General features: G+C 45.5%; 13 protein-coding genes. 2 read left to right on the top strand and 11 right to left on the bottom strand.

The window, feature by feature from the left end:
• Positions 1–28: 28 nt before the first annotated feature.
• From addA to BLT53_RS03450, 9 genes are all read right to left on the bottom strand, one after another.
• Entirely contained in the window at positions 29–3,793 is a 3,765-nt protein-coding gene (gene addA / locus BLT53_RS03485; protein ID WP_090232799.1) for a helicase-exonuclease AddAB subunit AddA, read from the bottom strand.
• Positions 3,790–7,290, bottom strand: a complete 3,501-nt coding sequence (gene addB / locus BLT53_RS03480; RefSeq protein WP_090232798.1) for a helicase-exonuclease AddAB subunit AddB — start codon at positions 7,288–7,290, stop codon at positions 3,790–3,792. Before addB ends, addA begins: the two co-directional genes overlap by 4 nt.
• Positions 7,291–7,405: 115 nt before the next feature.
• Positions 7,406–8,044 (bottom strand): serine/threonine-protein kinase, encoded by a 639-nt coding sequence (locus BLT53_RS03475; RefSeq protein WP_090232796.1) that lies wholly within the window; start codon positions 8,042–8,044, stop codon positions 7,406–7,408.
• Positions 8,045–8,090: 46 nt separating this feature from the next.
• Complete coding sequence (locus tag BLT53_RS03470; protein ID WP_090232795.1) at positions 8,091–8,459, bottom strand: YhjD family protein; 369 nt, start codon at positions 8,457–8,459, stop codon at positions 8,091–8,093.
• 24 nt (positions 8,460–8,483) lie between these two features.
• Entirely contained in the window at positions 8,484–8,687 is a 204-nt protein-coding gene (locus tag BLT53_RS03465) for a WYL domain-containing protein (protein WP_090232793.1), read from the bottom strand.
• Positions 8,688–8,799: 112 nt separating this feature from the next.
• Complete coding sequence (locus BLT53_RS03460; RefSeq protein WP_170834213.1) at positions 8,800–9,633, bottom strand: STAS domain-containing protein; 834 nt, start codon at positions 9,631–9,633, stop codon at positions 8,800–8,802.
• 87 nt (positions 9,634–9,720) lie between these two features.
• A complete protein-coding gene (gene abc-f, locus BLT53_RS03455) occupies positions 9,721–11,331 on the bottom strand; it encodes a ribosomal protection-like ABC-F family protein (RefSeq protein WP_090232790.1) in 1,611 nt (536 codons plus the stop codon).
• 218 nt (positions 11,332–11,549) lie between these two features.
• Positions 11,550–11,672, bottom strand: coding sequence for a hypothetical protein (locus BLT53_RS25575; RefSeq protein ID WP_280138790.1), 123 nt, complete (start codon positions 11,670–11,672; stop codon positions 11,550–11,552).
• Positions 11,673–11,767: 95 nt separating this feature from the next.
• A complete protein-coding gene (locus tag BLT53_RS03450) occupies positions 11,768–12,412 on the bottom strand; it encodes an N-acetylmuramoyl-L-alanine amidase (RefSeq protein ID WP_090232788.1) in 645 nt (214 codons plus the stop codon).
• Positions 12,413–12,802: 390 nt separating this feature from the next.
• On the opposite strand from BLT53_RS03450, the gene BLT53_RS03445 reads away from it, so the two are divergent.
• On the top strand, positions 12,803–13,222 hold the full coding sequence (locus BLT53_RS03445) for a MarR family winged helix-turn-helix transcriptional regulator (RefSeq protein ID WP_090232786.1): 420 nt from the start codon (positions 12,803–12,805) through the stop codon (positions 13,220–13,222).
• A 68-nt stretch (positions 13,223–13,290) separates the two neighbouring features.
• On the opposite strand, the gene BLT53_RS03440 is transcribed toward BLT53_RS03445, so the two are convergent.
• Both BLT53_RS03440 and BLT53_RS03435 read right to left on the bottom strand, forming a co-directional pair.
• Positions 13,291–14,076, bottom strand: a complete 786-nt coding sequence (locus tag BLT53_RS03440) for a GNAT family N-acetyltransferase (RefSeq protein WP_090232785.1) — start codon at positions 14,074–14,076, stop codon at positions 13,291–13,293.
• A gap of 198 nt (positions 14,077–14,274) precedes the next feature.
• Positions 14,275–14,784, bottom strand: a complete 510-nt coding sequence (locus tag BLT53_RS03435; RefSeq protein WP_170834212.1) for an NAD(P)H-dependent oxidoreductase — start codon at positions 14,782–14,784, stop codon at positions 14,275–14,277.
• A gap of 125 nt (positions 14,785–14,909) precedes the next feature.
• On the opposite strand from BLT53_RS03435, the gene BLT53_RS03430 reads away from it, so the two are divergent.
• Positions 14,910–15,113, top strand: coding sequence for a hypothetical protein (locus BLT53_RS03430; protein ID WP_090232782.1), 204 nt, complete (start codon positions 14,910–14,912; stop codon positions 15,111–15,113).
• Positions 15,114–15,132 lie beyond the last annotated feature (19 nt).

Below are 15,132 nucleotides of genomic sequence, written 5' to 3'. Positions count from 1 at the left end.
TGCACTTCCTCCTTTTCCCGTAAAAACTCTATTTAACTTCTAATAAATGTGCTCCATCAAAGAAATACAAATAGCTTGCCTTGACCGGTTTTTTCAAAATACGCTCAATGGCTTTGCCATACAGTTCAAGCTGCACTCTGTACCTTTCAAGCAAAACGGGCCTTGCCCCTTCAAACCCTCCTGAAAAACGGTTCGTAATAGCATCGGTTTTAAAATCTATTAAAAGAAAGCCGTCTTCTTCAGGAACGAGACAATCAATGACCCCTTGCACAAGAATTCTTTCATCATTAGCCCCTTCACTCGAACTTAAGGCCGCTTCTTCCACAGGAAGTGCCATGTTAAACGGCATTTCCCGAATAACTTCTGGTGCTTGTGTAACTTTTTTACCGATTTCAGTTTCAAAAAAAGCCGAAATTGCAACGGCATCCACATGGTTTGCCTGTTCCCGTGTCAGCAGCTCCCTGGCCACCATCTTTTCCAGGAGCTCGTTCACCTGGTCCGGAGTTACCGGACGAGATAAATCGATGTGCTGCATGACTGCATGCATGGCGGTTCCCCGTTCGGCAGCCGTCAGCGTTTTTTCCTGCATGAACCGTGGACGGCTCGCCTGGGTGGAGGAAAATCCACCTGTTAATTTACTGCCATTGTATTCGTCATCAATGTATTGATACTGACGTTTAAGCTCTGTCACTGATTGTTTTGACATGGTGACGGTGGAAGTCTGATGCACGTACTTCCAATTCAAGCGCCGCTCCACTTCTCCTCGTTCTTTTGAAGTAATCGACACCGGTTCGTACTCCCGGATCGTAGAAAGAATCTCTTCCTGAAGGGCTTTTCTTCCTTCACTTTCTTTTTCATAATGAGCGGCATCAAAGACCTTAACCTTCCATTTGGCGGGATCAGTATATACTTCCCCCCTTCCTGTTTGGGCAGACGGGAGCAACTTCCTGAGCTCCCCTCCATCCTTGTGCCGAATGACAGAGCGTCCAATCCAGTCCAGGTATGTTTTCGCCTGAGAACGCTCATAGTCCGGCAGTACCCAGTCCCCGCTTTCCAATACATCAGCCCATTGGCCAACAGACTTTTCCAGGTCATTTAGTGTACCGAGAAGAAAAAGCTTTTCCTTTGCCCGTGTCAGCGCCACATAGAGCACCCTCATTTCTTCAGCGAGCAGCTCCATTTTCTTTCTGCGCAATATGGCAAGCTGGGGCAGTGTCGGATAAGCAATTCTGAATCTTGGATTGATATACCGGGTCCCCAGCCCAAGCTCTTTATGCAGCAAAACGGTTTCTTTGAGATCCATCGTATTGAATTGCTTATTTAATCCTGCAGCAAAAACAACCGGGAACTCGAGACCTTTGCTTTTATGAATGGTCATGACCCTGACCACATCTTCCTGTTCACCAAGCGCACGGGCAGCCCCGAGGTCTCTTCCGCGATCCTGCATCCGCTCAATAAAACGAAGAAATCGGAAAAGGCCGCGGAACGACGTTTTTTCATACTGTCTGGCACGATCGTACAACGCCCGTAAGTTGGCCTGCCGCTGTTTGCCTCCGGGAAGGCCGCCGACAAAGTCAAAATATCCCGTTTCCCTGTAGACCCGCCAGATAAGGTCCGCCAGGGATCCCTGCCGGGCAGCCTCTCTCCATTGGTTCAGGTTTTTCGTAAAATGAGCCAGCCGGCTGCGAACATTTTCATCTTCACCGCTGTTTAGATATTCAGTAAGGGCGTCAAAATAGGTTCCCTTGCGGTCAGCAAGTCGCACGGACGCCATCTCGTTTCCTGTTAAACCGACGATGGGCGACCGCAGCACCGAGGCTATCGGAATGTCCTGAAGCGGGTTATCAATTACCTTCAGCAAGGACAGCATAATATTGACCTCAATGGCTTCAAAGTATCCGGTCGACAACTCCGCATAGGCCGGAATCCCCTGCCGTTTAAACTCCTCCAGGATAATCGGGGCCCATGTGCTTGTGGCACGAAGAAGGATGACAATGTCTTTGTATTTTACCGGCCGCATGCCTCCGGTGTTTTTGTCGAGCACCTGGTACGGCGATTCTCCTTCAGTCCCAATGAGCTGTTGGATTTTTTCCGCCATCACCCTTGCTTCGAGGATGACGGTTTCGCTGTCTGACTTTTCGCTTTCACCGGTTTCCTCTCCGTCTTCATCTCTTACAGGAGAGCTTTTATTGATCAAAAGCAGCTCTGCTTCTGCACTCTCAGCTTCCGGATAATACTCAGCACCGAAAGACAGGGCCGCTTCACTGCTGTATTCAATTTCGCCCACGGATTCGTTCATGATTTGTTTGAAGATATAGTTGGAGGCGTCCAGCACTTCGTTTCGGCTTCGAAAGTTTTTTGCCAGATCGATCCTCAGGCCGGCGTCTTCACCTGGGATTTTGCCAAATTGCTTGTATTTTGAAAGAAAAAGGCCGGGCTCCGCAAGACGGAACCGGTAGATGCTTTGTTTCACATCACCTACCATGAACAAATTGCCTTGAGCCGTGTTTCCTTTGCTCACAAGCCGGACAATCGTTTCCTGTACCAGGTTCGTATCCTGATATTCATCCACCAGTACTTCCACAAAGCGGTTCCGGTATTCCTGCGCTGCCGGGGTGGGCACAGGATTCTCAATCGTTGAAGATGGCTGCTTCAGGATTTCAAGACAAAAATGTTCAAGATCACTGAAGTCCAGCAGCCCTTTTTCCTGCTTTTCCCTTAAAAAACGCACGCCAAATTCCTGTACAAGTTCTACAAGACATTTGACGACCGGCGCCATTTCTTCCAGATGAATCACATAGGATTCAGGAGGCCTGCTGAAAAGGTCGTCTTTTACGGCATTGACCCTTTTCTTCACCTGATCCCGCATTTTTTTGACGTTTTCTTTAATAACAGGATCCACTTCTTTTCCACGAACCTGCTTCATCGTTCCGAATGAGCCGTCGCTGAATACATCATATAAGTCCTGCCAGGATTGCCCCGCAGCTTCTTCCAGCCGTTTTAAATAGGCGAGGTCATTTTCGATGGTCTCGCAGTAAGGCGCCGGTCCTTCTGGGGAACGTGCTGCTTTTAACGCACGATCCAGAACATTTCCCAAACCTCTAAGCTGCATCGCCACATCCTCAAGCAGTTCTTTTGTCCAGGGCAGATCATCAATGTTCTCTGCTTTCACATCATACTGAGCAGCCATTTGGTTAAGCCATAGTTCCGGGTCCGGATGACTTCTCGAAAAATCATACAATTTTAGGATTAGGCGCTGGAGCTCTGCATCATTTCGGTCTGAACTGTAGGCATCTACCACATTAAAGAACACCTGATTATTTTCTTTGCTGTACTGCTCTTCAAACAGATCTTCGAGCACTTCCTGCCTGATCAGCTCGGCCTCTGTGTCATCCGCAATCCGAAACCCCGGATCAAGATCAATTTGGTAGTAATACTTTCTCAGGACTTCTATGCAAAAGGAATGCAGCGTTGAAATCGAGGCTTTGTTCAGCAATCCAAGCTGTCTTCGCAGATGAAGCGAAGCAGGATGAAGGGAAAGCTCCTTTTCAATCGCATCCCCAATCCTTTTTCTCATTTCGGCAGCTGCTGCATTCGTAAACGTTACTATCAGCAGACGGTCCACATCAGCGATTTCTTGTTTGATCATGGTGATGATCCGTTCAACAAGCACCGCTGTTTTACCGGAGCCTGCGGCCGCGGCCACAAGAATATCCTGTCCTCTCGCCTGAATCGCCTGCCACTGATCATCCGTCCACAGGCTGTCTTTTGGTTTTTCCGCAATTTTAATCATTCGCCTTCTCCTCCTTCCTCGCGCATTTTGGCCAGGATCTCATCGTCGTTCTCCTGCTTTAACAGACGATACTGATTTTCTTCCAGTGACTGATCAAACTGGCACACGGATCTGTAGGAACAAAATGTGCAAGGCATTTTGTTTTTCATTTGATATGGCGCAATATCAATGACACCTTCGGTAATGTCTGTGCCCACATCTTTGATCACCTTGCGGACATACTTGGTCATGGTTGTAAAATCCTCTTCGGTCGCAACCGAAGAATGCGTTGGATGAAACCCTTTTGACGTGAGGGAAACGGGAATAATGTCCGATTTTTTTTCAAAAACGGTATCCATCAGCTGTACCGTTTCGGTATCGGCCAGTACAAGGCCTTTCATCTTGAACCGTTTGAAAAGTTCCTGCTGTACCTCTTCGAGGGTAAGCAATTTCTTTTGTGATACTAACGGATTATGAATATGGAAATAAAGCACTCCCGCGGGATGTGCTTCTTTTCCAAGCCACTCCACGGAATGGCTGATCACAACATCCAGGTATGTCAGCATCTGCAGGGCAATCCCGTAATACACCTCGGAAAGGTTCAAACCGGTCGAGCTTGATTTGTAGTCAATGATCCGGAGCATCAACCCCTGGGAACCTTCCGCTGAATCAACCCGGTCGATCCTTCCTATTATCTCCATGGAAGTACCGTTTGGAAGTGTATATTTAAGAGGCGGAAGCGGCTGCTGTTTTCCGAATCCCAGTTCAAGACCCACTGGTGAAAAACCGCTCGCCCGTGCATGCTCGCTCAGCATATGGGATGCTCTGCCCACGATGTCACTCAGTTTGTTTTTGATATACAGATGGCGGTTGGTTGATAGTAGAATCTGGCTTTGCAGTTTTAACGCAAGACTGTCCACCACTTCTCCCGCAAGCCTGTAGCAGTCTTTCATGGAAAGATCACGCCAGCTCATTTGATGGGTTCCCAAATAATCGTCCATGTTTTTTAATGCCGCATGAAAAAGCTGACCGATATCGGGAGCTTCAAGCCGGTACAGCCTGCGTTCCTGAAGTTTCAGTCCATACGAAAGAAAGTGCGAAAAGGCACACGACTTCTGAAGCTCCATTCGTGATACGCTCGCCGTTATCGCGTCGCCATATAATTCTTTTGTTACGGAGGAGTAAAGCTTTTTCTCCTGGTTGTAATAGAAAAGACTGCCAAGCACCGTTTTTCCAAGCCACTTCCATTGGTCTTGTTCCGTGGTCCAATTGTACACATCCCACCACAGTCCTGAAATCGGGTACCCCTTCTTCCACTCCCGCAACTGGGTGTTCAAATAGGAAATCGCCTTTTGCGGATGATGAATGTAGGAAAGATCATCGCCATACTCCGGATCATTTTGGATAAAGGTTTCCGAAATTCCGGGAAAGAGCGATTTGACCCTGTTGATTACCATCGAAGGGAGAAGGTTTTTTCCTTCTTCGTCAGCAAGCGGATAGTAAATATACAGCTTGTCGGTTGCGTTCGACAGCGACAAATAGATCAAAAACTGCTCATCAAGGAGCTGCCGCCTCGCACCCGGTGCAAGCGCAACCCCGTTCTTTTCGAGCAGATCGCGGTCATCTTCGGACAAGATGCCATCGTCCTTTGGTTTGGCGGGAAGTATACCGTCATTCACACCAAGTATAAAATGGCATTTCACACCCGAATAACGGGACCTGTCCATGGTGCCTGCCAGCACTTGATCGATGGCCGGAGGAACGAGCGCAAACTTCAGGCTTTCCAAGCCGGTATCGAGCATTTTGATCCACAGATCAAGCTTTATGGCTTCACTTCCAGTAATTTCAACCATTTCATCCAAAAGCTCAACGACTGCATCCCAAACCTGATCATGTTCGCGCGCCATACGAAGCCTTCCCTCTTCCTGCGCTTTGCGGCTGAGACCCTCCAGCTTCGCCGGAACATGAAGGCGCTCCAGGTAAACAAACAGCACTTCACAATAATCCCTTACCGTCTCCGCCTTTTTCAGGTCCCGGGAAAGCTTGTCCAGCGGTGACACGATCATATGCCGGACTTCATTCAGAACTTCCTGTTTTTGGATCTCTTCGTCAGTTTGAACGAATTGGTGTTCTTCAAGTGCCTGAAAACGCTGCACCTTCCAGGGCTTTTTATCCTTCCAACGTGTACCCTTTATGCCGTAAGCCAGCACATAATTTTCAAGCTCATCCATTTCATGCCGAAGTTCCGAGGAGGTATACTCGCTGTTTTCCGGATATAGCAAGTCCGTCTTAACCGCACGGAATACAGATTCGTAGCGCCAATTGGCTGTTACTGTTTCCAGGGAAGAACGGATCAATTCAATGAGCGGATGGTGAAGCATTGGTTTCTTTTGATCTAAAAAGACAGGAACCTCATATTCTTCAAAAACCGTTTCAATGAGATCCTGGTACTCAGTCATGTTTCGGATAGAAATGGCGATATCTTTGAATCTGTATCCCTTGTCACGTACCAGGGTAAGGATTTCCCTTGCGGCCCCCTCCACCTCCGCACGTCGGTTTACCGCTGAAGAAATGAATATATCATTTGAAAAACCAAATTCCAGCGCAGGACGCTGCTCATACTGGCTTTCGAGATGGGCGAGCGAAGGGCTGCCATTAAACCTCGGACACTCCTCAAGGATCACCGGCTCCTCTTCCACCACACCTTCTTCTTTAGCGATCTTGCGGATAACCGAGCAGGTCTTTTTCGGGGTATAAAAAAGATCCAGCTCATGCGGATTTTCAGTACTTTTCCCTGCAGCATCGAGGGTCAGCGCTACAGTGACACTGCGGGCATGCTTTAGAAGCATGCGCAGCACTTCCAGTTCCTGTGGTGTAAATTGATGAAAGCCGTCTATGTAAAAATCGGCCTGTTGAATGTATTCCGAGTGAGGGATTTTTTCAGCAAGCAGCCTCAAATAATCCTCATTATCCATATATTTGTAAATTAATGCCTTTTCCATCTCGCCATAAATAAGGGCCAGATCTGAAAGTTTATCCCGGAGCACACTTCCTTCATCAGTGCCCGAAAAACTCAAAAGCGTTTGTGCATTCCATTCCAATTGCTCCGGGTGCACACAGTATCGCTTGAATTCCGTAATCATGTTTTCCATCAGCGAATAAAAGCCATTCTGTTCAGAAGCCTTTTTAAACACTTTCAGTTCCTGCTTTTTATTTTCGATAATCTTTCTGAGCATCATGTTCATGCCGACACTTGTAATATGAAGCCGCGTCATCCCGCCGACATCGCCAAGGATCTTCCATGCCAGACGGGAAAAACTGAACACCTGGGCACGCATCATACCATCGAGACCAGGTGTCTTTGCCAATTCATATTCAGATTGAAACGTCATCTGTTCTGGTACCAAATAGACGATCGGACGGCCTTGGGGCTGTTCAAAAAGAGAGTCTCTGATCTCTCCCAGACTGCGTTCCGTCTTTCCGCTTCCAGCCCTTCCCAGAATAAACCGCAAACTCATAAACTCACCTCTGTCAAACTGTTAATCTTATAGTTATTATCTCATAAAATGGCCTGTAAAAGAATGATAAGGACACTCTAAAAAACCTGCTACGGTGTTGTATAAAGAGCAGGCATTAACAGCTTCGTTTCCATTTTTTGTACCACCTGTAGCCGATCCTGACTGCATTTAAAACAGGGTACGGCAGTTTAACAGGATATTTATAAAAAACAGGAAGGTACACTCTATAGTAAGCTTTTCTTAAATCGTTCCATTTCGAGCATTTTTCTCGTTCATAAAAGTCGGAAACATCCACAATGATGCCTCGTCCACCCAGCAGCATAACGTTCTTGCCATGCACATCCCGGGGAAAAAGCCCAAGACTTCGTGCGTACGACAGGGCGTTATCCACGTCACGTATCACCGTCTCTGGTATTTTTATTCCTTTATGAAGACAATCATAGAGGGTTACCCCTTTAATCCTTTTGAGAATCAAATGGCGTGCGCCATAGCCGTAGCATCGGGAATAGGCAGGGTGTTCACCAAGTGTCTCGTACACAAGGATCTCTTCCCGTAACCCTTCAGGATTTCTGCCGTAAATTTTAACAACAAGGTCGGGAAAATCGGGATGAAGAAAAACAGCGGCATAATTGCCGCAGCCCACCACTTTCCAAGGTTCGGGATGAGCGATCACTTCGACAGGATCGCCAGGATCCCGGCTTACTATTTTTGTGTTTTCCGTTAATTCCTCTGCCAACTTCATGTACGTTTTCATGGTTCACCTTGCCGATCATTCAGTCTCCGGTGTCAAGACTGATTTGCTATTTTCGCTCTACCAGCGTACCAAAAAGAAAGTGTTTCATCAGCAATTCTGCCTTATTCCGGAGATGTACATTGGGAAACCTCATGACTTCCTGATAGCCCCTGATAAAAATCTGATATTCAGTCATATCATCAACCGGCCTCCCATCCGAAACTTTGATCCTCCGCTGCACCATCTCTTTTTTCACATCCCTCAGCTCAAAGCTGATGGCATTCATTACGTTCTCTACCAGGGTAATATAGGGCTGCCTTAATTTAAAGGGGGACTGTGCGATCACTTTTAAATCCCGATTAAAGATGGTCAGCAGCATGGGGTACATAATATACTTATCCACCAATACTCGGTCCGTTTCATCACCATATAACATCTTCCGCTTCCTCCACTATCTGTATCAAGCCGTGTTTTTTGCCACAGACAATATATTGGATACTTTAAACGTTCGTATTTGCCTGCGCAGACAGCAAAAAGCGGTTAATGTTTCTTTGTCAAAGGAAATGGGATAGACCATACGCTGGGTAAACTGGCCGCCGCCAGATTGATAAATGATCATAAAAGGATTTTGTTCAGAAACATAACGCGCCAGCAATGAATTCATAACAGCCACCGCCTTGTTCGTTATTTATTTACAGTATATGCGAACAAACGTTCTTTATGCAACTAGAAAAATATGCCTATCCTTTATAAGGATAGGCATATTCCCCTTTAAATCATACGTTTTTCAGAAACTTCTTTTGCTGGAGTGCCTGGTGAAGACTTCCCGCTATGGAAAAACCTTCAAAGCTGATCCCCAGAGAAACCACTGTCTGGGCGAGTTCAGGGCGCATGCCCGTCAATGTAACAGCCACTCCCAGGAGCTTCAGGGAAGTAATAACCTGAAACAGGTTATGCGCAACCATAGTATCAATCACCGGAACACCCGAAAGATCAATAAACAGGTGATCGATTTTCATTTCCACACATTCATTCAATACGATTTCCATAATAAACTTCGACCGATGGGTATCAATAGACCCCACAAGCGGAAGAATCCCAACAGAATCCGTAAGGCGAACCACAGGAACAGAAAGCTCTTCCAATGCTTCACGGGCCAAGCTTAGCAAACGATTGTTATAGGCCACATAGGCGACACTGAAGGAGTAAACCACTTTGTCCAACAGGGGATCAATGATCTCAACAGCTTTCATAACAGTCTGGCCAGTATATCCGTGCTTCGCTACTTCCTTGCTGATAAAATCCAATATAGTGGTTCTGTAATATCGTGTTGTATCGAGAGCCGTATCCAATGACAATTGAATTTTTACGGCTATTTCACCGCTCTTTTTGCCCCATTCCAAAAATTTCTTTTCTGATTGTGCAAGATCTGAAAACAACGCTTCACCTATATAGTGAAACAATTCAATCCTCCAATCGATCAAAAGCTGTTTTTGATCATCGTCAGGTGGGTTGATGCCATTTTGTATTCTGTTTTCAGTGACAATGGCCGCAAGTTCTTCTTTATGCTGTATGATGCTACTACTGAGTTCCTTTAACTCTTTTTCCATAAACATATCCCTCATGTCCAGCAGTATGATTGTACTATCATCATACACTATCCCCGCACCCCAAAGAAACAAAACTGGAAAATTCGACTAGCGTTGCTGTCTCGCCTGATCATACGTTCCTAGATATTCATGGATATTACCTTCATTCAGCCACGCAATCCGGTTGAATAGCTTATTTAAAAAGTATCGGTCATGAGAAACCGTTACTACCGTTCCGGCAAATTCCTCAATCGCATCTTCAAGAACTTCTCTGGAATCAATATCCAGATGGTTGGTGGGTTCATCCAAAAGCAGAAAGTTTACATCCTGATGAACCAGCTGGGCGAACCGGAGTCTGGTGTTCTCTCCTCCACTGAGATCTTTTACCTTTTTAAACACATCCTGTCCGAAAAACAAAAACTTCGCCAGGAGATGCCTCGCCATCCCTTCATCGACAGCAACCGCATCACGGAAGGCTGAGAGAACCGTATCTTCCGGCTGATGACTGATCCCGCTTTGCGAGAGATAGCCAAACTTAACGGAAGTTCCGATTTCGACTATTCCTGTTGTCTCGCGCCATCCCATGATGGCTTTTAGCAGCGTGGATTTTCCGGTACCATTATTGCCCACAATAGCAACCTTCTCCCCAAACCGTATAAAAAGGTCTACCTGTTTTAAAACCTCTCTCCCCCCAACGGCCGTTCCCACTTCGATCAAAGACAGAGCATCTTTACCGCTGCGGTCTTTCATTTGAAAGGCCATCTCTGCCTTTTTGCGCTGCAGAATGGGTCGTTTGATCTTGTCCATTCGCTCGAGCGCACGCTCCATACTGCGTGCACGGCGGTGGAGATCACCATTGTCGCCCCGAATGGCCCATTCACGCAGCCGTTTAATCGCTTCCTGCATTTTTTTAATTCGCTTCTGCTGCTCCTGATACTGAGCAAACTCAGCGAGGAGGCGCTTTTCTTTTTCCTCTGAAAAAGCAGTATAATTGCCGAGATAGAGAATCATCTGACCATCCTCGAGATCGTAGATCTTGTTCACTGTACGATTCAAAAAATAACGGTCATGGGAGATGGAAACCACAGCCCCTTTGTATTTCAATAAATAATCCTCGAGCCATTCCATTGTACGCAAATCGAGATGGTTGGTCGGTTCATCAAGCAAAAGCAAATCGGGCTCCTGCAGGAGAATACAACCCAGTCCTACTTTGGTCTTTTCACCGCCACTGATGGAGAAAAATGTTTGATGCTGAATCTCTTCCAGTCCGAGCCCTTTTAAAATACCGTTAATTTTGGACTCAATGGAATAGCCACCCATCGCCTCGTAGGCTTCCTGCAAGCTGTACAGCCGGTTCAGCCACTTTTCCAGTTGTTTTTCATCACAATCACTCTTCATTTTTTCCGTTAAGGCATGGATTTTTTCCTGTATCTTACGCTGTTCGGAAAACGACTGCATGAACACGTCATACACAGTAGCCTGATTGGATTGAACCGGGATTTGTTCCAAATAGCCTGCAGTCGCGCCTTTTTTTAGATGAATCTCTCCTTCATCCGGCTGCTCTGTCCCTGTCAGCAGTTTAAACAATGTACTCTTTCCGGTTCCATTACGGCCTACCAGGCCGATACGGTCACCTTCGTGAATCTCCATTGATAAGTTATTAAAAACAACATGGCCGCCAAAACTTTTTGCCAGGTTGTGTGCCGAACATAGTATCATAGGTAACACTCCTTAAATTTGGTGGTTACCCATCCCATATGTCAAACACTGGCTGTAACAGCTTGCTGCATACTTTTTGCCAAAGCAAAAACCAAGTTTTTTTCCAAAAAAAACCAAGTTTTTTTGCAAACAAAAAACCAAGTTTTTTGCAAACAAAAAACCATGAGCAAGTACTCCTGCCCATGGTTTGTCCGTATAAAGGATGGGTATGGAAAAACTTACTGATGTACGTTTATCGTATGAAAATTGGACAGACTTCTCCCGTCAACAGTCATTTCATGTGTTATCGAACGGACTTCAACTGTCAGCCAATCAACCATACAACGCACAACATTCAGCATTCCAAACCCTCCTTTCCTCTTATTAGATACATATAGTATATCACCGTTAAAAGAATCTTAGCAATAATCATTTACAGAAAAGTAAATCTAATCTGTCATTTTGTTTTGATAATGACGGGATCAAATCCCGCTTTTTTCGCCAGCTTCAGCATTTCCAATGCATTTTCCCGTTGTCTGTAGCTTCCAATTTGTACCCGGTATAGCGTTTCGTGTTTTTTCTCATCATCAACCGGGCTGATCGTGTTCAGCTCAGCCTCAACTGCTTGAAGGAAGTGCTGAAATGTCACTCCATATTTCTTAAAGGCGCTTACTGGATCTGTTCTTCTGGCATGATCCAGCTGAAAATGGCCTTTAACCGAATGGTCAGGATTCCATCCATAGTTCCGGCACAGCCATGCAAAAAACCAAACATACCGTTGATAGGCTTCCTTCCATATGATGTTGCCACCATGACAAAGTTCTACTCCTACTGCCCAATCATTGGCATCTGACACCTGACTCCTGACATGCCATGCTTTTTCACTCAGAGGGATGACCAATAGAATTTCCCGGTCATCTATGAATACGTGAGCGGAAGCTTCCAAATTCCTGCTGTTAAAATACTTGTAATTTTGCTGAGCGGTGGACCCCTCGTTTCCTGTATCATGAGCCACTGCATACCTTGGAATCCGGTTTCCTCCCGGCCGCTGCTTCCATCTCTGGTCAAGCAGCATAGTGGTTATTTTATATTCGGTTTCCATAATTATCTCTCTTTTTCTTTTTATCCATAAGTAGAGATAAAATTCATAAAAGAGGCAAAAAAAAGCAGTGGGTACAAATTTTTTGTATCTACTGCTCTCTATGTGTCCATTCTTAATTTGTAGCAAAAACCACGATCCAGTAAATAATGCCGGCCAGGAAACCTAAACCAAGCAATAAAAACCATAGTGTACTGTTTTTCATCGTCCAACCCCATCCCTGTTCATTTCCACTTCGAGGGTACCATACAAAAAAAGAGAAAAAAAGCGAAAAATCAGGAGATTTTGTGTCAAAAACCTATAAATGTTTGAGTAATTGGCAGGCAAAGTATACTATGTAAGTAGAGAGTGTCGATAACTAATACTTATTAAAATGTAGAATAGGTGATTGCTATGAATGATAACCGCACAAATAGGATCGCAGAACTTGAGAATAGCTTCCTGACTGTTTTTCGGACCTTCAGAAAAGACATTAACGACCTTTTCTCAGATGATGTGCCTGCCAATGAGTTTGGCGTCCTTAATCTATTAAAGGATAAAGAATACCTTACAGCCTCTGAGCTGGCGGGTGAAATGAAGGTTTCATCAAGCCATATTACAGGGGTAACCGACCGTCTAATAAAGAAAGATTTAATAACCAGAGAACGATCCTTGACCGACAGAAGAATCGTTTATGTAAAGATTACAGAAAAAGGCCAGGCAGTTGCTGAAAAGCTGTCAGCGATCCGCCGGGATTATTATAAAGAGAAATTTTCGGGCCTTTCAGATCTGGAAATGGAAAATATGATCGACTACTTAAACCGAATGTCATAGGCCGCATACACACAAAAAAAAGGCAAAAACACATACACCAGTGTTTTTGCCTTTTTAAGAACGGATGATTATTCGGAATACATGCTCCACATTCCGATATCCTTAAAACCGATTCGTTTATAAATGGACCCAGCCCTTGGGTTATTATAGAACAGGCACAAGGTTTTCCCTTCGTTCAGCACATCTTCGCACAGTACAGCAGTACAGCGGCTCGCCAGTCCTTGCTGCCTGTAATCCACATGGGTGCAAACCCCCACGATCATTGCCGAACGGGAATTCTCTGCAGTGGTTGCCGCGGAAGCCGCCATCCTCCCATCTTTTTTAATAAAATACGTCCGTCCGGTTTGTGTGGTCAGTGTCTGAATCAGACTTTCTCTCGCCGATTCTCTCCTCTGAAATTCTTTGATTGAGCTATGCATCACGATAATATCGTCTACATCATCAACCGTTGCGTATGTAATATCATCACGCTTAAGACCTTTCATGGTGAAGGTCCCTTCCTCAAGCTCGGCAAAATACAATTCTTTTTTTGATGTGAACAAGAAAATTGGCTGGAACTGATCAACAATTTCCTTTTTTCCTGAAAGCATATCAAGCGGCGGGCCGTCCTTTATAATCTCTGAAAACCCAGCAGCATCGATCTCCTCTTTTGCGTAGGGAAGATAGTTTCCAAAGTACCGGAGCAAAATTCCCTGTATCTCCCCTTTCTCCCCAAGATCCACCCAGATATCCTGAAAATCCGTATCGTAACCAAAGTTCTCAATATCACCGATGATGAATAGATTCATTGCCTTTTCCTCATCGAGATAATCCATAATCTGCTCGTTCAAAGTATCTTCTGCCTTCACAATCATGTTCCTTCTTCTCCTTCATCGTTTTCAAATGCATCTTCTCTCTTTATTACTGCGGTTGCAAGTTCGCATACTCTCCTGCTATTTCTTCTCGTTTAACGCGGCAAGGCGGCGTACTCTCCTGCTATTTCTTCTCGTTTAACGCGGCAAGGCGGCGTACTCCCTCTAGCATGCTCTGCCTTTTTTCATAACCGGCTAATATTACGTTGCCAAAATAGAGAGAATGGATGGGCTGTATACCGCAAAACTCAAAAATACTAAGGTTGCGCGCCAAGTCCATTGCCTCATGCATCCCGTTCTTCTCATAAATTTTAGAAGGGGTACCGGTCGTGCAAATCGCAATAGCTGTTTGCCTTTTAGCCGCGGAATGGGGTCTTCCCCGTCCAGCTCATATGCAAAACCGTAGGTGAATACCCGGTCTATATAACCCTTTAGCAAAGCAGGCATACCCCCCCACCAAACCGGATAGATTAGGGTGATGCAGTCACACCAGGCAATATACTTCTGTTCGTTAAGCACATCCGCTTCATATTGGCCTTCCAGCGAATTCTCGTATTCCCTTTCAGTCAGGATCGGATTGAAAGCCAGGTCATACAGATTCCTTACAATGACTGAATGGCCCTTTTTCTCCAGTTCTTCCGAATACACATCGAGCAAGGCATGATTGAAGCTGTGATTGGATGGATGACAGTACAGTAATAAATGATTCATCATGTCTCGCCTCCTTCCCAACTCCTATACGACACCGTCCTTTTAAAATCCTTTTCACTGGTAAAAAAGATGTTTGATTACCAATATCAGGGGAATTTGTATAGCAAACAGAGGAGGCTGAAAAAATGGAAATGCTCAACAATGTGGAGCGTGCACTGCAGCTCTTTGCCCGTACCGGCATGGAATTAAAGGAAGCGATGTCCAAGCTCTCGGAGGAAGAAAAAATTCTGTTGAACAAGTCCTATCCTTTTGATGTCCCGTTCAGTGAATTCTCCAACAAAATTGTGGAATGGAAAGAAGAAGTCGACAGGCTGGCAGAAACCCGGTAACGCAAACAGCCGTCCAGTG

This window comes from Fictibacillus solisalsi (assembly GCF_900103485.1).
Lineage (GTDB): Bacteria > Bacillota > Bacilli > Bacillales > Fictibacillaceae > Fictibacillus_C > Fictibacillus_C solisalsi.
This window is presented reverse-complemented; position numbering and strand designations above follow the sequence as displayed.

Bases quoted from the DNA above. Each gene is read 5' to 3' on its own strand.
- addA (WP_090232799.1), bottom strand. From the start codon at position 3,793: ATGATTAAAATTGCGGAAAAACCAAAAGACAGCCTGTGGACGGATGAT.
- addB (WP_090232798.1), bottom strand. From the start codon at position 7,290: ATGAGTTTGCGGTTTATTCTGGGAAGGGCTGGAAGCGGAAAGACGGAA.
- BLT53_RS03475 (WP_090232796.1), bottom strand. From the start codon at position 8,044: ATGAAAACGTACATGAAGTTGGCAGAGGAATTAACGGAAAACACAAAA.
- BLT53_RS03470 (WP_090232795.1), bottom strand. From the start codon at position 8,459: ATGTTATATGGTGATGAAACGGACCGAGTATTGGTGGATAAGTATATT.
- BLT53_RS03465 (WP_090232793.1), bottom strand. From the start codon at position 8,687: ATGAATTCATTGCTGGCGCGTTATGTTTCTGAACAAAATCCTTTTATG.
- BLT53_RS03460 (WP_170834213.1), bottom strand. From the start codon at position 9,633: ATGGAAAAAGAGTTAAAGGAACTCAGTAGTAGCATCATACAGCATAAA.
- abc-f (WP_090232790.1), bottom strand. From the start codon at position 11,331: ATGATACTATGTTCGGCACACAACCTGGCAAAAAGTTTTGGCGGCCAT.
- BLT53_RS25575 (WP_280138790.1), bottom strand. From the start codon at position 11,672: ATGCTGAATGTTGTGCGTTGTATGGTTGATTGGCTGACAGTTGAAGTC.
- BLT53_RS03450 (WP_090232788.1), bottom strand. From the start codon at position 12,412: ATGGAAACCGAATATAAAATAACCACTATGCTGCTTGACCAGAGATGG.
- BLT53_RS03445 (WP_090232786.1), top strand. From the start codon at position 12,803: ATGAATGATAACCGCACAAATAGGATCGCAGAACTTGAGAATAGCTTC.
- BLT53_RS03440 (WP_090232785.1), bottom strand. From the start codon at position 14,076: ATGATTGTGAAGGCAGAAGATACTTTGAACGAGCAGATTATGGATTAT.
- BLT53_RS03435 (WP_170834212.1), bottom strand. From the start codon at position 14,784: ATGAATCATTTATTACTGTACTGTCATCCATCCAATCACAGCTTCAAT.
- BLT53_RS03430 (WP_090232782.1), top strand. From the start codon at position 14,910: ATGGAAATGCTCAACAATGTGGAGCGTGCACTGCAGCTCTTTGCCCGT.